Source organism: Rubrivirga halophila (assembly GCF_046845755.1).
GTDB lineage: Bacteria > Bacteroidota > Rhodothermia > Rhodothermales > Rubricoccaceae > Rubrivirga.
The window spans coordinates 2395245-2415775 of sequence record NZ_CP177357.1; the positions used below are offsets into that span (position 1 = coordinate 2395245).

At 69.4% G+C, this 20531-nt stretch carries 32 protein-coding genes and 1 pseudogene; 1 reads left to right on the forward strand and 32 read right to left on the reverse strand.

Features of this window, described 5'->3' with window-relative positions; translation table 11 throughout:
* Nucleotides 1-2: 2 nt before the first annotated feature.
* The gene (locus ACLIRP_RS10550) at nucleotides 3-146 is read right to left on the reverse strand and encodes a hypothetical protein (RefSeq protein WP_412060411.1); all 144 of its coding nucleotides are present in this window, start codon (nucleotides 144-146) and stop codon (nucleotides 3-5) included.
* A gap of 213 nt (nucleotides 147-359) precedes the next feature.
* On the opposite strand from ACLIRP_RS10550, the gene ACLIRP_RS10555 reads away from it, so the two are divergent.
* A complete protein-coding gene (locus ACLIRP_RS10555) occupies nucleotides 360-701 on the forward strand; it encodes a hypothetical protein (RefSeq protein WP_412060412.1) in 342 nt (113 codons plus the stop codon).
* Here the strand turns inward: ACLIRP_RS10555 and ACLIRP_RS10560 are convergent.
* From ACLIRP_RS10560 to rpsC, 31 genes and pseudogenes are all read right to left on the reverse strand, one after another.
* On the reverse strand, nucleotides 698-1267 hold the full coding sequence (locus tag ACLIRP_RS10560) for a gamma carbonic anhydrase family protein (RefSeq protein ID WP_412060413.1): 570 nt from the start codon (nucleotides 1265-1267) through the stop codon (nucleotides 698-700). The genes ACLIRP_RS10555 and ACLIRP_RS10560 overlap by 4 nt on opposite strands.
* 178 nt (nucleotides 1268-1445) lie before the next feature.
* Nucleotides 1446-2246: a ZIP family metal transporter gene (locus ACLIRP_RS10565; protein ID WP_412060414.1), complete on the reverse strand. Its 801-nt coding sequence runs from the start codon at nucleotides 2244-2246 to the stop codon at nucleotides 1446-1448.
* A 42-nt stretch (nucleotides 2247-2288) separates the two neighbouring features.
* Nucleotides 2289-2531 (reverse strand): hypothetical protein, encoded by a 243-nt coding sequence (locus ACLIRP_RS10570; protein WP_412060415.1) that lies wholly within the window; start codon nucleotides 2529-2531, stop codon nucleotides 2289-2291.
* A gap of 52 nt (nucleotides 2532-2583) precedes the next feature.
* Entirely contained in the window at nucleotides 2584-3165 is a 582-nt protein-coding gene (gene def, locus ACLIRP_RS10575; RefSeq protein WP_412060416.1) for a peptide deformylase, read from the reverse strand.
* Nucleotides 3166-3240: 75 nt separating this feature from the next.
* Nucleotides 3241-3663: a Holliday junction resolvase RuvX gene (gene ruvX, locus ACLIRP_RS10580; protein WP_412060417.1), complete on the reverse strand. Its 423-nt coding sequence runs from the start codon at nucleotides 3661-3663 to the stop codon at nucleotides 3241-3243.
* 151 nt (nucleotides 3664-3814) lie between these two features.
* Complete coding sequence (locus ACLIRP_RS10585) at nucleotides 3815-4201, reverse strand: HU family DNA-binding protein (protein ID WP_412060418.1); 387 nt, start codon at nucleotides 4199-4201, stop codon at nucleotides 3815-3817.
* A 213-nt stretch (nucleotides 4202-4414) separates the two neighbouring features.
* A complete protein-coding gene (locus ACLIRP_RS10590; protein ID WP_412060419.1) occupies nucleotides 4415-6697 on the reverse strand; it encodes a RelA/SpoT family protein in 2283 nt (760 codons plus the stop codon).
* A gap of 232 nt (nucleotides 6698-6929) precedes the next feature.
* The gene (gene rplQ, locus ACLIRP_RS10595; protein ID WP_412060420.1) at nucleotides 6930-7649 is read right to left on the reverse strand and encodes a 50S ribosomal protein L17; all 720 of its coding nucleotides are present in this window, start codon (nucleotides 7647-7649) and stop codon (nucleotides 6930-6932) included.
* A 78-nt stretch (nucleotides 7650-7727) separates the two neighbouring features.
* Nucleotides 7728-8705: a DNA-directed RNA polymerase subunit alpha gene (locus tag ACLIRP_RS10600; protein ID WP_412060421.1), complete on the reverse strand. Its 978-nt coding sequence runs from the start codon at nucleotides 8703-8705 to the stop codon at nucleotides 7728-7730.
* 60 nt (nucleotides 8706-8765) lie between these two features.
* Entirely contained in the window at nucleotides 8766-9368 is a 603-nt protein-coding gene (gene rpsD / locus ACLIRP_RS10605) for a 30S ribosomal protein S4 (protein WP_412060422.1), read from the reverse strand.
* Between the two features lie 212 nt (nucleotides 9369-9580).
* Nucleotides 9581-9979 (reverse strand): 30S ribosomal protein S11, encoded by a 399-nt coding sequence (rpsK, locus tag ACLIRP_RS10610; RefSeq protein ID WP_412060423.1) that lies wholly within the window; start codon nucleotides 9977-9979, stop codon nucleotides 9581-9583.
* 118 nt (nucleotides 9980-10097) lie between these two features.
* Entirely contained in the window at nucleotides 10098-10478 is a 381-nt protein-coding gene (gene rpsM / locus ACLIRP_RS10615; protein ID WP_412060424.1) for a 30S ribosomal protein S13, read from the reverse strand.
* Nucleotides 10479-10548: 70 nt separating this feature from the next.
* A complete protein-coding gene (gene rpmJ / locus ACLIRP_RS10620; RefSeq protein WP_095510537.1) occupies nucleotides 10549-10665 on the reverse strand; it encodes a 50S ribosomal protein L36 in 117 nt (38 codons plus the stop codon).
* A gap of 150 nt (nucleotides 10666-10815) precedes the next feature.
* Nucleotides 10816-11034, reverse strand: coding sequence for a translation initiation factor IF-1 (gene infA, locus ACLIRP_RS10625; RefSeq protein WP_095516158.1), 219 nt, complete (start codon nucleotides 11032-11034; stop codon nucleotides 10816-10818).
* Between the two features lie 38 nt (nucleotides 11035-11072).
* Nucleotides 11073-11903 (reverse strand): type I methionyl aminopeptidase, encoded by an 831-nt coding sequence (gene map / locus ACLIRP_RS10630; RefSeq protein WP_412060425.1) that lies wholly within the window; start codon nucleotides 11901-11903, stop codon nucleotides 11073-11075.
* Nucleotides 11903-13240, reverse strand: a complete 1338-nt coding sequence (gene secY / locus ACLIRP_RS10635) for a preprotein translocase subunit SecY (protein WP_412060426.1) — start codon at nucleotides 13238-13240, stop codon at nucleotides 11903-11905. The genes map and secY overlap by 1 nt, the downstream gene beginning before the upstream one ends.
* A gap of 79 nt (nucleotides 13241-13319) precedes the next feature.
* Nucleotides 13320-13784: a 50S ribosomal protein L15 gene (gene rplO, locus ACLIRP_RS10640; protein WP_412060427.1), complete on the reverse strand. Its 465-nt coding sequence runs from the start codon at nucleotides 13782-13784 to the stop codon at nucleotides 13320-13322.
* A 198-nt stretch (nucleotides 13785-13982) separates the two neighbouring features.
* Nucleotides 13983-14162: a 50S ribosomal protein L30 gene (gene rpmD, locus ACLIRP_RS10645; protein ID WP_412060428.1), complete on the reverse strand. Its 180-nt coding sequence runs from the start codon at nucleotides 14160-14162 to the stop codon at nucleotides 13983-13985.
* 64 nt (nucleotides 14163-14226) lie between these two features.
* Nucleotides 14227-14781: a 30S ribosomal protein S5 gene (rpsE, locus tag ACLIRP_RS10650; protein ID WP_412060429.1), complete on the reverse strand. Its 555-nt coding sequence runs from the start codon at nucleotides 14779-14781 to the stop codon at nucleotides 14227-14229.
* A 13-nt stretch (nucleotides 14782-14794) separates the two neighbouring features.
* The gene (gene rplR, locus ACLIRP_RS10655) at nucleotides 14795-15145 is read right to left on the reverse strand and encodes a 50S ribosomal protein L18 (RefSeq protein WP_412060430.1); all 351 of its coding nucleotides are present in this window, start codon (nucleotides 15143-15145) and stop codon (nucleotides 14795-14797) included.
* Between the two features lie 81 nt (nucleotides 15146-15226).
* On the reverse strand, nucleotides 15227-15793 hold the full coding sequence (gene rplF, locus ACLIRP_RS10660; RefSeq protein ID WP_412060431.1) for a 50S ribosomal protein L6: 567 nt from the start codon (nucleotides 15791-15793) through the stop codon (nucleotides 15227-15229).
* A 49-nt stretch (nucleotides 15794-15842) separates the two neighbouring features.
* Entirely contained in the window at nucleotides 15843-16244 is a 402-nt protein-coding gene (gene rpsH / locus ACLIRP_RS10665) for a 30S ribosomal protein S8 (protein WP_412060432.1), read from the reverse strand.
* Nucleotides 16245-16348: 104 nt separating this feature from the next.
* Nucleotides 16349-16666 (reverse strand): 30S ribosomal protein S14, encoded by a 318-nt coding sequence (rpsN, locus tag ACLIRP_RS10670; protein ID WP_412060433.1) that lies wholly within the window; start codon nucleotides 16664-16666, stop codon nucleotides 16349-16351.
* A 16-nt stretch (nucleotides 16667-16682) separates the two neighbouring features.
* Nucleotides 16683-17252, reverse strand: a complete 570-nt coding sequence (rplE, locus tag ACLIRP_RS10675) for a 50S ribosomal protein L5 (protein WP_412060434.1) — start codon at nucleotides 17250-17252, stop codon at nucleotides 16683-16685.
* Between the two features lie 5 nt (nucleotides 17253-17257).
* Nucleotides 17258-17644: a 50S ribosomal protein L24 gene (gene rplX / locus ACLIRP_RS10680; RefSeq protein WP_412060435.1), complete on the reverse strand. Its 387-nt coding sequence runs from the start codon at nucleotides 17642-17644 to the stop codon at nucleotides 17258-17260.
* A gap of 4 nt (nucleotides 17645-17648) precedes the next feature.
* On the reverse strand, nucleotides 17649-18017 hold the full coding sequence (gene rplN / locus ACLIRP_RS10685; RefSeq protein WP_412060436.1) for a 50S ribosomal protein L14: 369 nt from the start codon (nucleotides 18015-18017) through the stop codon (nucleotides 17649-17651).
* Nucleotides 18018-18069: 52 nt separating this feature from the next.
* Nucleotides 18070-18360, reverse strand: coding sequence for a 30S ribosomal protein S17 (rpsQ, locus tag ACLIRP_RS10690; RefSeq protein WP_412060437.1), 291 nt, complete (start codon nucleotides 18358-18360; stop codon nucleotides 18070-18072).
* Nucleotides 18361-18543: 183 nt separating this feature from the next.
* Nucleotides 18544-18756, reverse strand: a complete 213-nt coding sequence (rpmC, locus tag ACLIRP_RS10695; protein ID WP_412060438.1) for a 50S ribosomal protein L29 — start codon at nucleotides 18754-18756, stop codon at nucleotides 18544-18546.
* 50 nt (nucleotides 18757-18806) lie between these two features.
* Nucleotides 18807-19259, reverse strand: coding sequence for a helix-hairpin-helix domain-containing protein (locus tag ACLIRP_RS10700; protein ID WP_412063706.1), 453 nt, complete (start codon nucleotides 19257-19259; stop codon nucleotides 18807-18809).
* Nucleotides 19242-19649: pseudogene (gene rplP / locus ACLIRP_RS10705) on the reverse strand (50S ribosomal protein L16); the annotation flags it as partial. The gene ACLIRP_RS10700 and the pseudogene rplP, both read right to left, overlap by 18 nt.
* 38 nt (nucleotides 19650-19687) lie before the next feature.
* Nucleotides 19688-20527 carry a 30S ribosomal protein S3 gene (rpsC, locus tag ACLIRP_RS10710; RefSeq protein ID WP_412060439.1) on the reverse strand — a complete coding sequence of 280 codons (840 nt, stop codon included), beginning with the start codon at nucleotides 20525-20527 and terminating at the stop codon, nucleotides 19688-19690.
* Nucleotides 20528-20531 lie beyond the last annotated feature (4 nt).

A 20531-nucleotide genomic window follows, 5' to 3' on the forward strand; every position in this document is an offset into this window, starting at 1 on the left:
GGCTAGTTGTAGATCGAGTCGAGCAGCGAAGGGACCTTCGCGGGCGCGGTCTTGACGAGGAAGACCGACGATGCCAAGCACGCGACACCGAGGGCGGCGAGCAGTCCGAGACGGGCAGGCGTCATGATCGGGGGGGACGGGTTCATGGAAACGCTCCCAAAGATCGCGCCATCCCGCACGATCGGCCGGCGTCCGTTCCCAGAGGGCGAAATCCGCCTCCGAACCGCTGGAGGAGTGCCCCGGGCGGTTCCGGACCTCCCCCCCGACGGTTCGATCTCACCGCGGCTTACACTGGCGAACGCATTCCGATCTGTATCTTTTCAACTCCCACCGCCCCCTCAACCTACTTACCCATCTCCATGGCCAAGAAATCTCCCACTCCCGACTTCAACATCTCGGTGGTCGACAAAAAAGAGGCGGCCGACATTCTTCGGACCTCCCGCCAGCGTGGCGGCCGCAACTCGAAGTACTCCCCCATCTACGACGAGGTCGGCGGGCTGAAGGCGGGCGAGTTCGTCGTTCTCCGGAGCATCGACAAGACCGCCAAGCTGGGCCTCTACCAGGGCATCAAGCGCATGTTCGGCGAGGACGTCAAGATGGCCTCGGCGCGTGACCGCGACGCGAGCGGCGAGGCGTACACGCTCGTCATCGGCCGGTCGACCGACCACGACGAGATGCGCGAGCTCGCGCGGAAGGGCTAGCGCGGCGCGTAGAACGGATTGGCTCGGCCGCCCCCTTCGGGGGACGGGTCGGGCTGCCGTCTGCCGTCCACCATCGCCGCCAGCCGGACGTAGTGGACGGCGTTCGCGCGGTTCCGCTCGACCTCGTCGTCGGTCAGCTCCCGGACGACGCGCCCGGGCGAGCCGACGACGAGCGAGCGGGGCGGGACGACCGTCCCGCCCGTAACGAGGGCCCCGGCGCCGACCAGGCTGCCCGCCCCGATCACGGCGCCGTCGAGCACGATGGCCCCCATCCCAATCAGCACGCCGTCTTGGACGGTGCACCCGTGGACGACGGCGTTGTGGCCGATCGTGACCCAGTCGCCGAGCTGGCACGGGTGCGTCCCGCGCGAGACGTGGACCGTCGCGTTGTCCTGGACGTTCGTTCCGGCCCCGACGGCGATCCAATGGACGTCCCCCCGTAGCGAGGCCCCGTGCCAGATGCTCGCGCCGTCGCCCAGCGTCACATCGCCGACGACGGCGGCGGTCTCGGCCACCCACACGTCGGCGCCAAGCGTAGGGTGAATGTCGAGGAAGGGAGCGATCATCGGGGCGGGAGTTCAGGGGGCCTCCGGCTGGCGGCTGTCGCCAGCGGAGTGACGGGTGACAGGGGCGCAAGCCCCCTCACCGGGCCTCTCCCAGCGGGAGAGGGGACGTCGTCACGAAATGGGTCGCACGCCGAGGATCGGTAACGAGCGGTACCGAGGCTGCGCCTCCGACCCATCGTTACCAGAAGAGCGGGACCGCCATCACGCCGATGCCGAGGAGGATCATGACCAGCTGGCCGACAGCCTTGGTGGCCGGGTAGCTGTGGCGGCGGTTGAGCTCGGGGATGAGGTCGCTCCCGGCGATGTAGAGGAACGCGCCCGCCGTCACCGGCAAGAGCACATCGGCCAGCCCCTCGACGCCCGCGCCGAGCGTCAGCACCAAGCCGGCGCCGATCAGCCCGCCGAGCCCCGCGACGAAGTTGTACAAGAGCGCCTTGCGGACCGGGTAGCCGCCGTAGACGAGGACGCCGAAGTTGCCGATCTCGGCCGGGATCTCGTGGAGCATCACCGCCAGCGTGGTGACCAGGCCGGTCTGGATCGAGACCATGTACGCCGCCGCCACGATCGCCCCGTCGACCACCTTGTGCGCCACGCTGCCCACCAGGTTGACGAGCGCGAACGGCGCCGCCGCGTCGACCCCGTGGTGGTGGTGATGGTGGCCGACGTGCCCGCTCGCGCCCTCCAGCGCCTCCGGGACGCCGTGCTGATGGCGCCAGTGGAGAAACTTCTCGAGCACGAAAAACGCCAGCACGCCCGCCAGCACCAGGAGCCCGGTCTCGGGCCCGCCGCCGAGCGTGGCGTAGCTCTCCGGGATCAGGTGGAGCAGCGCCCCGCCCAGCATCGCGCCGACCGCGAAGGCGACCAGCAGGAAGATCGTCCGCTCCAGCCGGGCCCGGCCCAGCGACAGCGTGAGCGCGCCCGCCAGCGACGCCAGCGAGATCGCGAGGACGGACAGGAGGGCGGCGGCGGCGGGGGTCACAGGCAGCGGGGGGCCCGCCGGACGCGGCGGCCGGCGGTCGGCTTACTGATACCCCTTCCCCTCGCGCTCGGCCTTGGCGACGGCCTCGGGGTCGAGCGAGACGGTCGGCTTCTCGATGCCGAGCGAGCCGGGGTCCTGGGGCCCCGCGTTGATCTGGGGCGCGACCTCTTCGGAGAGGTCGTCGTCGGAGTCGGGCCGGTTGCCCATGCCGACCTTGTCCTCGACGTAGTCGGGGCGCTCGTCGCGGAGGTGGAGGGGGTCGTCTTTCGTCGAGAGGTCGGCCATGGGACGGGAGGAAGATGGGCCGGTCGTACGACGCGGCCCGGCCACGGGTCCGCTACGCGTCCGCGAAGCGGAGCGGGTACTCGGCCTCGACGTCGCCGCGGGCGATGGCCGCCAGCCGGCGCTTGAGCAGGCGGCGGCGGAGCGGCGAGAGGTGGTCGACGTAGAGCACGCCGTCGAGGTGGTCGGCCTCGTGCTGGATCACGCGCGACAGCGTGGCCTCGGCGTCGAGCGTCTGCTCCTGGAAGTGGCGGTCGAGAAAGCGGACGTGGAGGCGGTCGGGGCGCCAGACCGTCTCGCGGAGGTCGGGGATCGACAGGCAGCCCTCCTCCACGTCCACCTCGTCCGAGGTCTCGTCGAGCTCGAGCACGGGGTTGATAAACACGAGCGGGGACTGGGCCCACTCGGGCACCTCGCCGTAGTCCTCTTTGAGATCCTCGGCGTAGGGCGACAAGTCGGCCACGAACAGCCGCAGCGACCGGCCGATCTGGGGGGCCGCCAGCCCGACGCCACTCGCGGCGTGCATCGTCTCGATCATGTCGTCGATGAGCGCCTGCAGCTCGGGGCTGTCGGCGTCGATGGCGTCGGCCGGCTGGCGGAGCACGGGCTGGCCGTAGGCGTAGATCGGGAGGACCATGGGGCGTGGGGGCGTCTCAGAGGATAGGCCGCCCGGCCGCCGGGGATCCGGGCGGACGCCCGTTTCCCGCCCGATTCAAGAGCCGCGTTCGTCGAGCCAGTCCTGCAGGATGACGCACGCGGCGGCGGCGTCGAGCGTGCCCCGCTCGCGGCGCTTGCCGCGCCGGACGCCCGCCGCCACCAGGTCCTCCATCGCGCGGCGCGACGAGTCGCGCTCGTCCTGCACCACCACCTCCGCGTCGGGCGCGGCCTTTTTGAGCCGCCCGATAAACGGCCGCACGCGGTCGACGGCTTTCCCCTCCGCCCCGTCGTCGAGGAGCGGCCACCCGACGACGATCGTGCCGACGCCTTCGTCGGCCACCAGCCGCGCGAGCTCGTTGAGGGCCGCGCCCGGCGCGAACGTGCCGGCCGGGCGGGCGAACAGGCGGAGCGGGTCGGACAGGGCGAGGCCGACGCGGCGCGAGCCGTAGTCGACCCCGGCCACGCGGGACGGTGTCATGCGACGAAGCTAGGGGTTGGCGCCAGCGTCGTGCCCTCCGAGGGAGGGACGAAGCAAGGGGATCCGCCGCGGACCGATCGCGACGGCGGCGTCAAAAAAAACGCCCCGGACCTTACGGGGTCCGGGGCGAGCTCGGCAGGCGGGGTGCGGGTTACGCCGCCTTTGCGCGAAGCGAGGGGTGGTCGGCGCTGCCCTCGGGCACGTCGTAGCCCAAGTCCTCGAGCGGCGTCTGAAGCGTCTCGCGCAAGCGCTTGCCCGGCTTGAAGTGCGTCTTGCGGCGCGACGGGATAAACACCGTCTCGTTGGTCTTGGGGTTGCGCGCCTTCGGCTTGGCCTTGGTCTTCTTGACCTCGAAGACGCCGAAGTCGCGGAGCTCGATGCGAACCTCGGGGTCGGCCGACGCCATCAGGTCGCGGAGCGCCTCGATCGTCGCCTGAACCCACGGCTCGCACTTGTAGAGGGGCTCGCCGGTGGCCTCGGAGACCTCGCGGGCGACGTCCTTTTTGGTGAGAGTGGGGGTGCGGTCGTTCAGGGACATCGTGGTGGGATGTGGAGGGGAGGGTGCACACATGAACGCGCACCGGCAGGACAAGTTGGGCGAGCCCCCGCCCGATTCATCGAAGACGGGTCTGGGGCGCCCGGGGGGAAGCCCAAACCTACGCAAGCCTCAACAGAAAGTGGGGCCGCCAAGTCGAACATTCACCTGGGGAATCTCCCGGTTGCACATAGGACCGCGCCTGGTGCGGATGGACTACTCGTCGCGGTACACCCCGTAGATCCCGTCGAGCCGGCCCAGCCGCTTCATGATGCGCGCGAGCTGCTTGACGTCGCTCACGTAGAGCACGATGGTCCCCTCGAACATGCCGTCCTCGGAGGTCACCGTGATCGAGCGGATGTTGGTCTTGAGGCTTTTCGAGATCACGGCCGTCATGTCGCTCACGATCCCGACGCGGTCCTCGCCGACGAGCCGCAGCGTCGACGAGAACTGGACGGCCTTCTGACGGCTCCACTCGACCGGGATCACGCGCTCGGCGTGGTCGAGGAAGAGGTGGGGCGCGTTCTTGCACCCCTTCCGGTGGATCTTGACGACGCCGGTCTTGGACAGGAAGCCGAACACGTCGTCGCCGGGGATGGGCCCGCAGCACGCCGCGTACTGCACCGCCAGATCCGTGTGCCGCTCGCCCTCGATGACGAGCGCCGTGCGCCCGCCGCCGCGTTCGCGCGCGTCCTCGCGGAAGTCCACGTCGTCGACTTCGAGCAGGGCCGGCGAGACGCCCTCGGGCAGCGCCTCGGCCTCGGCCTCCTCGACCGGCGGCCCGGAGCGCAGGGCGCGGACGACCTCGCCGGGGTCGTACTGGCCGGACCCGACCTCGAAGTACAGCTGCTGGAGCGATGTGAACCGGAGCTTGCCCGCGAGCTGGTCGAGCGTCTGGTCGTCGGGCGTCAGCTTGGCGCGCGCCAGCTTTTTGGCGACCTGCTCGCGGCCGTGCGCGACCGCCTTGCGGCGGCGCTCGTTCATCCAGTGGCGGATGCGCGACTGCGCCTTGTGGGTCACCACGAAGCCGGCCCAGTCGGGGTTGGGCGTCTGGCGCTTCGAGGTCAGGATCTCGACCTGCTCGCCCGACTGCAGGCGGTAGCTCAGCGGCACCATCTTGCCGTCGGCCTTGGCGCCGATGCAGTGGAAGCCGACCTCGGAGTGGATCTGGAACGCGAAGTCGACCGGCGTCGCGCCGCGCGGCAGCGTCACGAGGTCGCCGTTCGGGGTGAAGACGTAGATCTCCTCGCTGTAGAGGTTGAGCTGGAACTGGCGGACGAACTCGTCGGCGTCGTCGGGGCGGGGGTTCTCGAGCAGGTCGCGCACCCAGGCGTACATCTCGTCGACGCGCGCCTCGCTGGCGCCGGCCGTCGCCGCGCCGTCGCCGCCGCCCTCCTTGTACTTCCAGTGCGCCGCCACGCCGCGCTCGGCGACCGCGTGCATCTCGGCCGTCCGGATCTGGACCTCGACGGGCCGGCCTTCGGGCGTCATCACCGTCGTGTGCAGGCTTTGGTAGCCGTTCGACTTGGGCTTGGAGATAAAGTCGCGGTGCCGCCCGTCGACCGGCGGGTACATCGCGGTCACGGCCGAGTACGCGCGCCAGCAGTCCTCGCGCCCCTGCTTGCCCTCACTGTCCAGGATGACGCGGATCGCGAACAGGTCGTAGACCTCGTCGAGCGTCACGCCCTGCCGCTTCATCTTGCCGTAGATCGACGTGATGCTCTTGGGCCGCCCATAGATCTCGAACGAGAGCCCGAGGCTGGCGAGCTCGTCGCGGACGGGCTCGATAAACCGCTCGATAAACCGCTCGCGCTGGCGGCGCTTGGCGTTGAGGCCCGTCGCGATCTCGCGGTACGCCTCGGCCTGGAGGTACTTCAGTGACAGGTCCTCCAGCTCCGTCTTGACCTCGTGGAGCCCGAACCGGTGCGCGAGCGGGGCGAACAGGTCCTGCGTTTCGGCCGCGATCCGCATCTGCTTGTCCGAAGGCACCGCTCCGAGCGTCCGCATGTTGTGGAGCCGGTCGGCGAACTTGACCAGGATCACGCGGACGTCCGAGGCCATCGAGAGCATCAGCTTGCGGACGTTCTCGGCTCGGCCCAGCCGGCGGTCTTCGAACACGCTCCCGATCTTGGTCACGCCGTCGGTGATCTGGGCGACCTCGTCGCCGAACTCGCTGCGCAAAAGGTCGAGCGAGAGGTCGGTGTCCTCGACGGTGTCGTGCAGCAGCGCCGCCACGACGGTCACGTCGTCCATCCGGATGTCCTTCGCCGCGATCAGCGCGACCTCGAGGGGGTGCGAGATGTAAAGCTCGCCCGAGGCGCGGCGGTCGTCGCGGTGGGCCCAGTACGCGACCCGGAACGCGCGGCGGACGAGGGCCTCGTCGACCGACGGCAGGTTGCGCTCGCAGTGCTCCAGGAGCACGCGCAGGCGGCGCTCGTACTCGGGCGCGACGACGAGCGCGTCGAGCTGGCGGTGGAGGTCGGTGGAGGCGTGGATCATCGGTCGTCCAACGTCCGGGCGCCGGACATGGGGCCCGGAAGGTAGACCCCTCCCCGACTCTTCGTAGACCCCTCCGCCGCGACTCCTCGGGGACCATCGTGGGCCGCTCGGGGAACGTGGGGGCGCGTCCGGCCGGCGCGCGCTCACCCCTCCCCCACTAAAAAACGGGGCCCCGCCCGAAGGCAGGGCCCCGCAGGACCGGCCGCTGGCGACGGGCGCCAGCGGTCAGCGTCTATCGATTGTCGTGGCTCCGGCCGAGGTTCTCGGCGTCGGCGCCGGGGCCGGGCTCGCCGGTCTCGGTCGGCGCGCCCTGGGCGGCGTCCGGGTGGTCGTCGCCGGACGGCGGGACGACGGTCGAGCCGGCGCCGTCGGGCGTCGTCTCGTCGGCGCCGGCCGCGATCGTGGCCGGGGTCTCGGTCGTCTCCGACTCCGGGACGTCCGTCGCCGGGGCGTCCTCGACGGGCGTCGAGGCCTCGGCGGCCGGGGTCTCCTCGACCGGGGTGGACTTGGCCGCAGCCTTGGTGTCCGACGAACCGGAGCGGCGCGAGCGGCGCGTCTTCTTCTTCGACGAGGCCGAGCCGTCGGGCTTGACGTCGTTGTAGTCGACGAGCTCGATGATGGCCATCTCGGCGGCGTCGCCGGCCCGGAAGCCGAGCTTGACGATGCGCGTGTAGCCACCCGGCCGGTCCCCGACCACGCCCGCCACCTCGTCGTACAAGGTCTTGACGGCCTCCTTGTCGTTGAGCTTGCGGAAGGCCTGGCGACGCGAGTGCGTCGAGTCGTCCTTGCCGTGCGTGATGATGGGCTCGATAAAGCGCCGGAGCGCCTTGGCCTTGCCGAACGTGGTCGTGATCCGCTTGTGCTCGAGGAGCGCGGCCGACATCGACTGGAGGGTCGCCTTCCGGTGGGAGGCGTTCCGGCCGATCTTCAGGATCTTGTTTCCGTGTTTCATAACAGTGTTGAGTTATGAGTTCGGAGTCTGGAGCCCGGGCCCGAGCGAACTCGGGACCCGGAACTCGAACTCAAAACTCTAGGCCTGGTCGCCGTAGCGCTCGACGTCCATCCCGAAGCGCAGACCGCGCTCCTCGAGGACCTGGACGAGCTCCAGAAGGGACTTGCGGCCGAAGTTGCGGAACTTGAGCATCTCGCTCTCCTCGCGACGGACGAGGTCGCCGATCGTCTTGATGGACGCGGCACGCAGGCAGTTCTGCGCGCGGACTGAGAGATCGAGGTCGTCGACGGACTGGCCCAAGATGGCGCGGACGCGCTGGACCTCGGCGTCGACCTCCGTCTCCTCGGCGTCCTCGCCGGTCGACGTGTCGACCTCGACGAACAGGCCGATGTGGTCGCGCAGGATCGCCGCGGCGTTCGTGAGCGCGTCCTCGGCCGTGATCGAGCCGTCGGTCTCGACCTCGAGCGTCAGGCGCTCGTAGTCGATCTTGTCGCCGACGCGGGTCGGCGTGACGTCGTAGCGGACGTTGAGGATCGGCGTAAAGATGGCGTCGATGGCAACGACGCCGATCGGGTCATCGGACCGCTTGTTCTCGTCGGCGCCCACGTAGCCGCGGCCCTGCTCGACCCGGAGGTCGATGCGGACGTCGGCGTCCTCGGCGAGCGTGGCGATGTGGTGGTCGGGGTTGAGGACCTCGAAGTCCGCCGTGTTGTCGGCGATGTCCTTCGCGGTCCAGGCGCCAGCGCCTTCGAGGTGGATCGAGACCGATCCCTCGTCCTCCTCCTCCGCGCGGAAGCGGACTCCCTTGAGGTTGAGGATGATGTCGGTCACGTCCTCTGTGACGCCGGGGACGGTCGAGAACTCGTGCTGGACGCCGTCGATGCGGACGGCCGTGATGGCGGTGCCCGAGAGGGACGAGAGGAGGACGCGCCGGAACGCGTTCCCGATGGTCACGCCGTAGCCGCGCTCGAGCGGCTGCACGACGAACCGCCCGTACGTCTCGTTCATCTCCTCGACCTGGACGCCGTCGGGCATCTGAAGCTGGATCTGGGCCATAATGGAGTGTGTTGTCGGAATGAGAGCTGACGCCCGGCGCACGGCCGGGCGTCGGGCGGATTACTTGCTGTAGAGCTCGACGATGAGCTGCTCCCGGATGTTTTCCGGGATGTCCTCGCGGGCCGGGACGTCGAGGAACTTGCCCTTGAGCGAGTCGCGGTCCACCTCGAGGTGATTGAAGGTGCGCCGGTTGACGGTCGCCGCGTCGCGGATCGTGTCGAGGTTCTTCGACTTGGGCCGGATCTCGACCATGTCGCCGGCCCGGAGCGTGTGGCTCGGGATGGCGGCCACGCGGTCGTTGACCATCACGTGTCCGTGGGTGACGAGCTGGCGGGCCTGACGGCGCGTCCGCGCGAAGCCGAGCCGGTAGACGACATTGTCGAGGCGCGACTCGAGAAGCTGGAGGAGGTTCTCGCCGGTGACGCCCTTGCGGCGGGCGGCCTTCTCGAAGAGGTTCCTGAACTGCTTCTCGAGCAGGCCGTACGTGTACTTCGCCTTCTGCTTCTCCTTGAGCTGGACGGAGTACTCGGACTCGCGGCGGCGACGGGCGTTGCCGTGCTGGCCGGGGCCGTAGGGCTTGCGATCGAGGGACTTGGAGGGGCCGAAGATGGGCTCGCCGAAGCGGCGGGCGATCTTCTGCTTGGGTCCGCGGTAACGGGCCATGGTGCTGTGTTGTCTCGTGAGATCGGCCGTCCGGGGCTAGCGGGCGGCCAGTGAACTACGTGCGGTCCGCCCCCGAGCACCGCGAATCGCGGGTCGAGGCGGGCGCAACCGGGCTTAGCGCTCAGCGCTGCGCGCGTTCGCAGGGGCGAGGATCGAGGAGTGAGGCGCGAGAGGGATTCCCTCGCTCCTCGTTCCTCAGCCCTCGCACCTCGTCAGACGCGGCGACGCTTGGGCGGCCGGCAGCCGTTGTGGGGAATCGGGGTCGTGTCGCGGATCGAGAGGACCTCGAGGCCGGCGATCGCCAGCGCGCGGATGGCGCCCTCGCGGCCGGAGCCGGGGCCCTTCACGTAGCAGTCGACGCGGCGGAGCCCGAGGTCGTAGGCCTCCTTGGCCGCCTCGGTGCCGGCGACCTGCGCGGCGTACGGGGTGTTCTTCCGCGACCCGCGGAAGCCCATCTTGCCCGACGAGCTCCACGAGATCGTGTTGCCGTACGCGTCGGTGATGGTGATGAGGACGTTGTTGAACGACGCCTTGATGTAGGCGTTGCCGTTCGACTCGACCTGGACCTTCTTCTTGCGGGGCCCGCGAGCGGGGCGCTGTGCCTTGGCCATGGTTCTGCTGGAATGAGGTGGTCGGTGCGGGCGCGTCAGGGGTGGGCCCGTCAGAGCGGGCTGCCTGCGTGCGGGCGCTCCCGAGGAGCACGCCCCGACAGGTGCCGGGGCGCGAGCGCTACTTGCGCGGGGCCTTCTTCTTGCCGGCGACCGTCTTCTTGCGGCCCTTGCGGGTGCGGGCGTTGGTCTTCGTCCGCTGGCCGCGGACGGGCAGGCTGCGGCGGTGGCGCAGGCCGCGGTAGCAGCCAATGTCCATCAGCCGCTTGATGTTGAGCTGGGTCTCCGTGCGGAGCGAGCCCTCGACGACGTAGTTGTCCTCGACGAGCGACCGGACGCGCCGGGTCTCATCTTCGGACCACTGGTCGGGGTACGTGTCGGCGTCGAGGCCGGCACGCTCGAGGATCTCGATGGCGCGGCTGTTGCCGACGCCGAAGATCGTCTGGAGGGCGATCACGCCGCGCTTGCGGCCGGGGACGTCGACTCCTGCGATTCGAGGCATAGTGCTGGATGCTTGTGTGTCGAGCGTCGCGCACGCCGTCAGCCGAGTGCTGCGGCAAGGCGCGAGGCGCTCACCCCTGGCGCTGCTTGTGCTTGGGGTTCTTCTTGTTGATGATGTAGATGCGGCCCTTGCGGCGGACGATCTTGTCGTCGGCCGACCGCTTCTTGACGCTGGCGCGAACCTTCATGGGTCTCTCTGGCTGAGTGGGGACCGGCGGGAAAGGCCGGCCTGGAAGAACGCTCCCGGGCCGTGGGGAATGGTCGGACGCGGCGTGAAAACCCCGCCAGACTCGTCCCCCACCCTCTCCACGGGCAGCGCCGCGCGGAGAGCCGACTGGCTACTTGTAGCGGTAGACGATCCGGCCCTTCGTCAGGTCGTAGGGAGACATCTCGACCGTCACGCGGTCGCCGGGCAGGATGCGGATGTAGAACTTCCGCATCTTGCCGGACAGGAGACCCAGGATCTCGTGTCCGTTCTCCAGCTCCACGCGGAACTGGGCGTTCGGGAGCGCTTCGGTGACCTTGCCGTCTTGTCGGATCGCAGGCTGCTTCGCCATTCGGGAGCGCGGGGTGCGCAGGTGGTGAGTCGTGTCGGTTAGGCGGCGGGCGCGGGCTCGCCGTCGCGCGCTCGGAGCGCGGCTTCAATGGGGTCGTACGAGGAGAGGACCTCCGCGTGTCCACGCTGAACGTGAACCATGTGCTCAAAATGGGCGCTCGGCGCGCCGTCGGCGGTCCGGACGGTCCAGCCGTCGGCGTCGACGGTCACGTCGCCCGTACCGCCGTTGATCATCGGCTCGATGCAGATCGTCAGCCCCTCGCGGAGCCGCTTGCCGACGCCGCGGCGCCCCACGTTGGGGACGTTCGGCGGCTCGTGCAGGTTGGTGCCGACACCGTGGCCCACCAGGTCGCGGACGACCCCGTAGCCCCGGCTCTCGCAATACGTCTGCACGGCGTGCCCGATGTCGCCGACGCGGTTGCCCGCGTGCGCCGCCGCGATCCCCTCGTAAAGCGACGCCTTGGTGGCGTCGAGGAGCGCTTGCGCGGACGCCGAGATCTCGCCGACGCCAAACGTGTAGGCGTAGTCGCCGAAGTACCCGCCCAGCTCGACGCCGCAGTCGACAGAGAGCACGTCGCCCTCGCGGAGCTCGTACGCGCTCGGCATGCCGTGGACGACCACGTCGTTGACCGAGATGCACAGGCTGCCGGGGAACGGCGTTGTGTCGGGCCCCATCTGGTAGCCCTTGAACGCCGGACGGCCACCCGCATCGCGGATGACCGCCTCGGCCGCCTGGTCGAGGCGGAGCGTCGGGACGCCGGGACGGATCTCAGCCGCCGCAGCGGCGAGCGCCCGGCCGACGACCGCCGCCGCTTCGCGGAGGCCGGCGACGTCGGCGGCGCTCTTCAGCGTGATCCGTCCCCGCGCCACTATCGGCGGCGGCCGCGGACGCGGCCCGTCTTCATGAACCCGTCGTAGTGGCGCATGAGCAGGTGGCTCTCGATCTGCTGCAGCGTGTCGAGCGTGACGCCGACCAGGATCAGCAGGCTCGTGCCGCCGAAGAACTGGGCGAAGCCCTGCTGCACGCCGAGCTGCGCGGCGAACGCCGGCAGAATCGCGACCGCGCCGATAAAGAGGGCGCCCGGCAGCGTGATCCGCGTCAGGATCGTGTCGATGAACTCCGAGGTCTGGCGACCCGGGCGGACGCCGGGGATAAAGCCGCCCTGGCGCTTCATCGTGTCGGCCATCTCTTGCGGGTTCACCGCGATCGCCGTGTAGAAGTACGTAAAGAAGACGCAGATGACGAAGAAGATCGCCGAGTACCAGAACCCGAAGATGTCGCCGGTCGCCGTCCCGATCGTCTGCATCACGCCGTTCTCGGGGAAGAAGGCGGCGATCGTGCTCGGGATGAACATGATCGACTGCGCGAAGATGATCGGCATGACGCCGGCCGCGTTGACGCGGAGGGGGAGGTACTGGGTCGTCCCGCCCATCTGCTTGCGCCCGATGACACGCTTGGCGTACTGCACCGGGATCCGTCGCGTGCCCTGCGTCACGTAAACGACGCCCGCGGTCACCAGGAAGAGCGCCGCGATCTCGATCAGGAAGATGAAGATGTTGGTGTCGCTCCGGCCGATGCCGCCGAACTGCGGGACCTCGTTGAGCAGCGCCTGCGGCAGGAAGGCGATGATGCCGATCATGATGATCAGCGAGATGCCGTTGCCGATGCCCTTCTCCGTGATCCGCTCACCGAGCCACATCACGAAGACGGTGCCGGCCGTGAGACAGATCACACAGACGACCGTGAACGCCCACGCCGGGATGACAATGGCGCCCGCCGACGTCGACTGCAGGTTGATCGCGTAGCCGATGGACTGGAGCGCCGTGATGACGATCGTGCCGTACCGCGTCCACTGGGTGATCTTGCGCCTGCCGTCCTCACCCTCGCGTTGCAACTTCTGTATCGGGGCCCAGACCGCGCCGAGCAGCTGGATGATGATCGAAGCCGTGATGTACGGCATGATCCCGAGCGCGAAGACGCCCGCTCGGAAGAACGCGCCGCCCACGAACAGGTCGAACAGCCCGAACAGGCCGCCCTGGTTCGGGTTGGCGTTCGCCAGCTCCTGGAGCGCGATCGCGTCGACGCCCGGGAGCGTGACGTACGAGCCCAGGCGGTAGACGATGAGGATGCCCAGCGTAAAGAGGATCCGCTGCCGGAGCTCGTGGATCTTCCAGATGTTGCGGACCGATTCGGCGATCGAGGCCATTCGTTCAGGGGGTTGCTGGAGCCCGGGGGCTCAAAGTGCGGGGAACGGGGAGCCGGGGCGACGCCCCGGCCGGTCCCCTCTAGGCCTCGACGACGGTGGCGGTGCCGCCGGCCGACTCGATCTTCTCCTTGGCCGCCGCGGAGAACGCGTGGGCGTGGACGTCGAGCTTGGCGGAGAAGTCGCCGCCGCCCAGGATCTTGTAGCGGCCGTTCTTGCCGCCCATGCCGAGCGCCTTGAGCGTCGCCGGCGTCAGCGTGGCGCCGGCCTCGACGCGGCCCTCCTCGACGAGCTGCGCCAAGCGGCCCAGGTTGATCGGGTCGTAGGCGACGCGGTTGCGGTTCTTGAACCCGAACTTGGGGACGCGGCGCTGGAGCGGCATCTGGCCGCCCTCGAACCACGTCGGGACGCTGCCGCCGGAGCGGCTCTTCTGGCCGTTGTGGCCCTTGCCGACGGTGTGGTTGCCGTGGCCGGAGCCCTGGCCGCGGCCGATGCGCTTCTTGGTCTTGGTCGAGCCCTTGGCGGGCTTGAGGTTGCTGAGGTCCATCGTATGGGGGGCTAGTGGCGCCGGCCCGGAGTGGGCCGACTCGCGGTGCGCGAGCGGGAGGTCCGCTGGCGCGGCGCCGATGGCGGCGCGGGTTAAAGATAGACCGGCCGGGCACGGGGCCGGGCCGGTCTCGGTTGGGTTTATCGGTGAAGCGTCCCCGCGGGGACCGACACGGCGGGGTCTCCCCCAGCCGGTCGCCTAGGCCTCCTCGACGGAGACCATGTGCTGCACCTTGGCGACCATGCCGCGGATCTGAGGCGTGGCCTCGTGCTCGACGGTCTTGCCGATGCGGCCGAGGCCGAGGGCCACGAGCGTCCGCTTCTGGCCCTCGGGCCGGCGGATCTGGCTCCGGGTCTGGGTGATCTTGAGAGTCGACATCGTTTTCGGGTGACGTGGGTCGTCGGACAGCGAACGGGGCGAGGCGGCAGGCCGCGCCCAGGCGCTAGCCCTCGAACACCTGCTTGATGGTGATGCCGCGACGGGCGGCCACCTCGGCGGGGTCCTGGAGTTGCCCGAGGGCCTCCATGGTCGCCGAGACCTGGTTGTGCGGGTTCGACGAGCCCTGGCTCTTCGAGAGCACGTTCCGGATGCCGGCGCACTCGAGGACCGCGCGGACACCGCCACCGGCGATGACGCCCGTACCGTCGGAGGCCGGCTTGAGGAGGACCGAGCCCGCGTCGTGGCGGCCGCGGACGGCGTGCGGGATCGACCCCGTGCTCGTCACGGGGACGGCGACCAGGTTCTTCTTGGCGTCCTCGGTGCCCTTCGAGATCGCATCCGCGACCTCGTTGGCCTTGCCGAGGCCCTGCCCGACCTTGCCGTTGCCGTCGCCGACGACGACGACCGCGTTGAAGGAGAAGCGCCGGCCGCCCTTGACGACCTTCGCCACGCGGTTGACCGCGACGAGCTTCTCGATCAGGTTCGACCGGTTGGCCTCGTTGTCGCGCCCGTCGTTCCGACGACCTCCGCGACCGCCTCGGTTCTGCTGCTGTGCCATGGTGAGATTCGGTTTAGAGGGTGAGGCCGGCGGCGCGGGCGCCTTCGGCGACGGCCTTGACGTTGCCGTGGTAGCGGTAGCCGCCGCGGTCGAAGACGGCCCGGTCGATCCCGGCCTCCTTGGCGCGCTCGGCGATCCGCTCGCCGACGGCCTTGGAGGCGTCGACGCTGATCATCGCGTTCGCCTCGCGCGACGACGCGGCCGCCAGCGTGGTGCCGGCGAGGTCGTCGATGAGCTGGGCGTAGATGTGCTTGTTCGAGCGGAACACGGCGAGGCGCGGGCGCTGCGGCGTGCCGGCGATCTTGGCGCGGATGCGGCGACGGATGCGCTGCCGCTGCGTCACCTTCTTGGCGGTTTTGGACATTGGAGTTGCGCTGGGGGCCGACGGGTTGGCCGTCCGGCCGCGCGGGAGAGGAGCCGGCCCGCGAGCGCGGGCCGATCGGGGTTAACGAGCGGCGGTCTTGCCGGCCTTGCGGCGGACGAACTCGTCGACGTAGCGGACGCCCTTGCCCTTGTAGGGCTCCGGCGGACGGAGGGCGCGGATCTTGGCCGCGACCTGGCCGACGAGCTGCTTGTCGATGCCGGAGATCTTGATGACCGGGTTCTTACCACGGATGGTCTCGGCCTCGATCACGATCCCCTCCGGCGGGACAAAGTAGATGGGGTGGGAGAACCCGAGCGCGAGCTCGAGCACGTCCATCCCGGCCATCTTAGTCGCGTCGGCGCGGAAGCCGACGCCGATGACCTCAAGCGACTTGGTGTAGCCCTCCGAGACGCCCTGCATCATGTTCGCGATGAGCGAACGGGTCAGGCCGTGGAGCGCCTTGTGGCGCTTCTGCTCAGTGGGCCGTTCGACGACGATCTCGTCGCCGGACGTGTCGATGGTGAGGTCGGGGGCGGCCTGGAGCGAGAGCTCGCCCTTGGGCCCCTTGACGGTCACGTGGTTCTTGTCCGACACCTCGACGGTGACGCCGTCGACCGACGGGATGGGAAGCTTTCCGATTCGGGACATGAGGGTCTGTAGCTGTGGACCGTGCGGCCCAGGATCTCTGGGGGCCGGACTAGTTGACGGTGGCGATGACTTCGCCGCCGATGCCGGCGCGTCGAGCCTCCTTGTCCGTCATCACGCCGCGGCTGGTCGAGATGATGGCGATGCCGAGCCCGTTCATCACGCGCGGCAGGTCCTTGGCGCCGACGAAGCGGCGCAGGCCGGGCTTCGAGACGCGCTTGATGGTCTGGATGACCGGCTTGCCGCCCCGGAGGTACCGGAGGTAGACCCGGATCAGGCCCTGCTTGTTGTCCTCGACGTTGACGTAGTCGGCCACATAGCCCTTGTCGACGAGGATCTGGGTGACCGCACGCTTGAGGTTCGAGGCCGGCACGTCCACGTAGGGGTGGCGGGCCTTCTGGGCGTTGCGGATCCGGGTGAGGTAGTCCCCGATGGGGTCGCTGAGAGCGCTCATTGGTTCTTCGGCCGGTTCGGACGCTCGCGACGCGAGCAGGCCGCCTGGCCGCTAGAGGTTAAAAAAAAGGGTGGGCGAGGGTCGGGGCCGCGGCCCCGACCGTTCTACCAGCTCGACTTGCGGATGCCGGGGATCTTGCCCTCGACCGCGAGCTCGCGGAACACGTTGCGGCAGACGCCGAACTTGCGGATGTAGCCGCGCGGGCGGCCCGTCAGGGCGCACCGGTTGTGGAGCCGGACGGGGCTGGCGTTGCGCGGGAGCTTCTGCAGCTTCTCGGCGATCGCCTGGGCCTCGGCGGGGTTGAAGTCGTCGCTCGACTTGAGCGCCCGCATTTCCTCCTTGAGCTGCGCGCGCTTGTCGGCGTACTGCTGGACGGTCTTGCGGCGCTTCTTTTCGCGCGCGATGACACTGGTCTTAGCCATAGTTCTCTCTGTTGGGTTACGCGGCCTGGGCCTCGCGACGGACGAAGGGCATGCCGAGCGCCTTGAGCAGCGCGTGGGCCTCCTCGTCCGTGTCGGCCGTGGTCACGAACGTGATGTCGAGGCCCGAGATGCGGGGCGTCGAGTCGATGTCGATCTCGGGGAAGATGATCTGCTCCTTGATCCCGAGCGTGTAGTTGCCGCGGCCGTCGAAGCTGCGGTCCTTGACGCCCTTGAAGTCGCGGACGGCGGGGAGCGCGAGCGTCACGAGACGGTCGACGAACTCCCACATCCGGTCGCCCCGCAGGGTGACCATGGCGCCGACGGGCATGCCCTCGCGGAGCTTGAAGTTGGAGATCGACGTCTTGGCGTTCCGCGTCGCCGGCTGCTGGCCGGTGATCTTGCGGAGCTCCTCGATGGCGTCGTCCAGGACCTTCTTGTTCTGCGAGGCCTCGCCGATGCCCTTGTTGACGACCACCTTCAGCAGGCGCGGGACCTGCATGACGTTGTCGTAGCTGAACTGCTCGGTGAGCGCGTCGACGATCTCGGCGCGGTAGCGCTCCTTGAGACGGGGGGTGTAGTTCTCCATGGTGCTTAGCTGTCGATCTCGTCGCCGGTCGTCTTCGCGAAGCGGACCCAGCGGGCCTGGCCCGTGTTGGGGTCCTCGACGCGCTTGCGGCCGATCCGGGTGGGGTTGCCGCTGCCGTCGACCGGCATGACGTTCGAGACGTGGATGGGGCGCTCGGCCTCGATCCGGCCGCCGTTGGGGTAGGCCTGGTTGGGCTTGGTGTGCTTGAGCCGGAGGTTGACGCCTTCGACGAGCACCTTCTCCGTCGAGGGGTACACCTCGAGGACGCGGGCCTGGTAGCCCTTGGGGCGGTCGTTCGAGCCGCCGCCGTGGGCCGTCACGCGCTTCGTCAGGGCGACGGTGTCGCCCTTCTTGACGTGGAGCTTCTTCTGCTTGTTCTTGGTACGGGGCATCGCTCTAGAGGACTTCAGGGGCGAGGGACACGATGCGCATGAACTGGCGGTCGCGCAGCTCGCGGGCGACGGGCCCGAAGATGCGCGTGCCGCGGGGCTCGTCGGCGTCGTTGAGGAGGACAGCCGCGTTCTCGTCGAACCGGATGTAGGAGCCGTCGGGGCGACGGAGCTCCTTCTTGGTGCGGACGACGACGGCGCGGGACACGTCGCCCTTTTTCACGTTGCCGCCGGGGATCGCGTTCTTGACCGTGACGACGATGATGTCGCCGACGCGGGCGTAGCGTCGGCCGGAGCCGCCGAGAACACGGATGCACAAGACCTGCTTGGCGCCACTGTTGTCGGCGACGTTGAGTCGGGACTCTTGCTGAATCATTGGGGGTGCCGAGTGCGGGCCGCCAGCGAGCGCTGGCCAGCCACGAGGACAGTTATCGGGCGCGCTCGATGACCTCCACGAGCCGCCAGCGCTTCGTCTTCGACAGCGGGCGGGTCTCCTGGATGCGGACGGTGTCGCCGGTGCCGGCGTCATTCGTCTCGTCGTGGGCCTTCAGCTTCGTCGTCTGCTTGACGTACTTGCCGTAGATGGGGTGCTTCACCTGGCGCTCGATGGCGATGGTGATCGTCTTGTCCATCTTGTCGGAGACGACGAGGCCGACGCGGAACTTGCGCGCGCCGCGCTCGGCGACCGCCGTGTCGGCGGTCTGGGGGTCAGTAGCCATAGCCTGGGGCCCTTGCGGGCGAGTGTGCTAGTCGCTTGGTGGGCCGGTACCCCACCAACTACGGAAACGACGCCGGAGCGTCGGCGGCCCGTGTGGTGCGGGCCTGGACCGACGAAAGTAGCGTCGGTCCCGGTGGAGGTTCAGTGAGAGCCGCGCCGGACGCGGCCCCGCACTGAAGCTTCACTAGGCCTGGTCGGAGGCGCTCGCGCGCTCGGCCAGGATGGTCTTCATGCGGGCGATCTCGCGGCGCTTGTGGCGCAGCACGATCGGGTTCTCGAGACCGGTCACCGTCCGCCGGAAGCGGAGGTCGGTGAGGTCGCGGGACTCCTCGGCGATCCGCTGTTGGATCTCGGCCTCGCTGAGGTCTCGGAGCTCGTTGGCTTTCATATCGGTCATGGAAAGGCCCCGGGCGACGCGCGCCCGGGGCCGAGTGGTGTCGGTCGGGGTTACGCGGCGGGCTCGTCGGCCGGCGCGTCGCCGTCCTCGGAGGTCGCCGCGTCGGCGGCGTCGACGGCGGGCGCGGGGGCCTCGTCGTCGGCGTCGGGCTCGTCGATCTCGACGACGTTGCCGTCGGCCTCGCGGAGCCCCTCGACGTAGTCGTCGTAGGCCTCGAAGTCGCCGTCGGCGAGCAGGCGGGCCTGCTTCGACCACGTCTCCTCGTTGACGCCCTGGTCGTCGGTGCCGTCGGCGGAGATGATCTCGCGGAGCGTGTCGAGGTCGGCGTTCGCCAGCGCCTCGAACGAGTCGACGCCCGCGGCGGTCAGCTTCTCGGCGAACGTGTCGCCCAGGCCGTAGATCTTGGTGAGGTCCTCGGTCGTGACCTCGGCCGTCAGGCCGGAGGCGTCGCCGGTCGCCGACTTGGGCGCCGGGACCGGTGCGGACTCCGGGCGGACGACGATCTTGGCCTTGATCGGGAGCTTCTGGATGGCGAGCCGGAGCGACTCGCGCGCCAGGTCCTCGTCCACGCCGCCGATCTCGAAGAGCACGCGGCCCGGCTTGACGACGGCCACCCAGTACTCGGGCGAGCCCTTGCCCTTGCCCATGCGGGTCTCGGCGGGCTTCTTGGTGATCGGCTTGTCGGGGAACACGCGGATCCACACCTTGCCAACGCGCTTCATCTTGCGCGTCATGGCGATACGGGCGGCCTCGATCTGGCGGGACGTGATCCAGCCGGCCTCGAGGGCCTTGATCCCGTAGTCGCCGAAGGTCACGCGGGCGCCGCGCTGGGCGAGGCCCTTGACCCGGCCCTTCTGCATCTTGCGGAACTTGGTCCGCTTCGGCATCAACATGGTTTACTCGGTCTCGATTGGAAGGTCAGAAGGGTGATCTAGCGGCGTCCGCCGCCGCCGCCGCCGGAGCCGCCACGGCCACCGCGGCCGCCGCCCCCGCCGGAGCCACCGCGGCCGCCACGGCCACGGCCGCCGTCACGGCCGCCGCGGTCGTCCCGGCCGCCGCCGCGCCCGTCGCGGCGGCGCCGCTCGGGGACGCTCGGCGCCGCGTTCTGCTGGCGCTGGGCCGTCGCGTTCGGCGAGAGGTCGGGCGTGCCGATGACCTCGCCGTGGAAGATCCAGACCTTGACACCCGCCGTGCCCTGGATCGTGAACGCGGTCGCCTGGGCGTAGTCGATGTCGGCGCGCATGGTGTGGAGCGGCACGCGGCCCTCCAGGTACTGCTCGACGCGGCCCATCTCGGCGCCGCCGAGCCGACCGGCCACCTTGATGCGGATGCCCTGGGCGCCCATGCGCATCGCGGCGCCGAGCGCCTGCTTCATCGCGCGGCGGTAGGACACGCGGCCCTCCAGCTGCTGCGCGATGTTCTGCGCCACCAGCGAGGCGTCCAGCTCGGGCCGCTTGATCTCGTTGATGTTGATCTGGATGTCCTTGTCGGTCAGCGTTTTGAGCTCCTCGCGGAGCTTCTCGACCTCCGAGCCGCCGCGGCCGATGATGACCCCGGGGCGCGAGGTGTGGAGCGTCAGGATGACGCGCTTGGGCGTCCGCTCGATGATCGTGCGCGACAGCCCGGCCCGCTTAAGGCGGGCGTCGAGGTAGCGCCGGATCTCGTGGTCCTCGACGATCTTGTCGGCGTAGGAGCCGCTGGTGTACCAGTTGGAGTCCCAGCCTCGGATCACACCGAGACGGAAGCCGATGGGGTTGGTTTTCTGGCCCATGTCT

Excerpts from the sequence above, each read along its gene's own strand:
- secY (WP_412060426.1), bottom strand. The coding sequence starts at position 13,240 with ATGGCCTCGATCGCCGAATCGGTCCGCAACATCTGGAAGATCCACGAG.
- ACLIRP_RS10590 (WP_412060419.1), bottom strand. The coding sequence starts at position 6,697 with ATGATCCACGCCTCCACCGACCTCCACCGCCAGCTCGACGCGCTCGTC.
- rpsE (WP_412060429.1), bottom strand. The coding sequence starts at position 14,781 with ATGGCACAGCAGCAGAACCGAGGCGGTCGCGGAGGTCGTCGGAACGAC.
- ACLIRP_RS10600 (WP_412060421.1), bottom strand. The coding sequence starts at position 8,705 with ATGGCCCAGATCCAGCTTCAGATGCCCGACGGCGTCCAGGTCGAGGAG.
- rpmC (WP_412060438.1), bottom strand. The coding sequence starts at position 18,756 with ATGACCGATATGAAAGCCAACGAGCTCCGAGACCTCAGCGAGGCCGAG.
- ACLIRP_RS10550 (WP_412060411.1), bottom strand. The coding sequence starts at position 146 with ATGAACCCGTCCCCCCCGATCATGACGCCTGCCCGTCTCGGACTGCTC.
- rpsH (WP_412060432.1), bottom strand. The coding sequence starts at position 16,244 with ATGAGCGCTCTCAGCGACCCCATCGGGGACTACCTCACCCGGATCCGC.
- rplE (WP_412060434.1), bottom strand. The coding sequence starts at position 17,252 with ATGGAGAACTACACCCCCCGTCTCAAGGAGCGCTACCGCGCCGAGATC.
- rplO (WP_412060427.1), bottom strand. The coding sequence starts at position 13,784 with ATGGACCTCAGCAACCTCAAGCCCGCCAAGGGCTCGACCAAGACCAAG.
- rplX (WP_412060435.1), bottom strand. The coding sequence starts at position 17,644 with ATGCCCCGTACCAAGAACAAGCAGAAGAAGCTCCACGTCAAGAAGGGC.
- rpsQ (WP_412060437.1), bottom strand. The coding sequence starts at position 18,360 with ATGGCTACTGACCCCCAGACCGCCGACACGGCGGTCGCCGAGCGCGGC.
- ACLIRP_RS10555 (WP_412060412.1), top strand. The coding sequence starts at position 360 with ATGGCCAAGAAATCTCCCACTCCCGACTTCAACATCTCGGTGGTCGAC.
- rpmD (WP_412060428.1), bottom strand. The coding sequence starts at position 14,162 with ATGTCGACTCTCAAGATCACCCAGACCCGGAGCCAGATCCGCCGGCCC.
- rplF (WP_412060431.1), bottom strand. The coding sequence starts at position 15,793 with ATGTCCCGAATCGGAAAGCTTCCCATCCCGTCGGTCGACGGCGTCACC.
- rpmJ (WP_095510537.1), bottom strand. The coding sequence starts at position 10,665 with ATGAAGGTTCGCGCCAGCGTCAAGAAGCGGTCGGCCGACGACAAGATC.
- ruvX (WP_412060417.1), bottom strand. The coding sequence starts at position 3,663 with ATGACACCGTCCCGCGTGGCCGGGGTCGACTACGGCTCGCGCCGCGTC.
- rpsK (WP_412060423.1), bottom strand. The coding sequence starts at position 9,979 with ATGGCCAAGGCACAGCGCCCCGCTCGCGGGCCCCGCAAGAAGAAGGTC.
- rplN (WP_412060436.1), bottom strand. The coding sequence starts at position 18,017 with ATGATTCAGCAAGAGTCCCGACTCAACGTCGCCGACAACAGTGGCGCC.
- rpsC (WP_412060439.1), bottom strand. The coding sequence starts at position 20,527 with ATGGGCCAGAAAACCAACCCCATCGGCTTCCGTCTCGGTGTGATCCGA.
- rplQ (WP_412060420.1), bottom strand. The coding sequence starts at position 7,649 with ATGAAACACGGAAACAAGATCCTGAAGATCGGCCGGAACGCCTCCCAC.
- ACLIRP_RS10560 (WP_412060413.1), bottom strand. The coding sequence starts at position 1,267 with ATGATCGCTCCCTTCCTCGACATTCACCCTACGCTTGGCGCCGACGTG.
- rpsD (WP_412060422.1), bottom strand. The coding sequence starts at position 9,368 with ATGGCCCGTTACCGCGGACCCAAGCAGAAGATCGCCCGCCGCTTCGGC.
- ACLIRP_RS10570 (WP_412060415.1), bottom strand. The coding sequence starts at position 2,531 with ATGGCCGACCTCTCGACGAAAGACGACCCCCTCCACCTCCGCGACGAG.
- ACLIRP_RS10585 (WP_412060418.1), bottom strand. The coding sequence starts at position 4,201 with ATGTCCCTGAACGACCGCACCCCCACTCTCACCAAAAAGGACGTCGCC.
- rpsN (WP_412060433.1), bottom strand. The coding sequence starts at position 16,666 with ATGGCTAAGACCAGTGTCATCGCGCGCGAAAAGAAGCGCCGCAAGACC.
- def (WP_412060416.1), bottom strand. The coding sequence starts at position 3,165 with ATGGTCCTCCCGATCTACGCCTACGGCCAGCCCGTGCTCCGCCAGCCG.
- rplR (WP_412060430.1), bottom strand. The coding sequence starts at position 15,145 with ATGTCCAAAACCGCCAAGAAGGTGACGCAGCGGCAGCGCATCCGTCGC.
- rpsM (WP_412060424.1), bottom strand. The coding sequence starts at position 10,478 with ATGCCTCGAATCGCAGGAGTCGACGTCCCCGGCCGCAAGCGCGGCGTG.
- infA (WP_095516158.1), bottom strand. The coding sequence starts at position 11,034 with ATGGCGAAGCAGCCTGCGATCCGACAAGACGGCAAGGTCACCGAAGCG.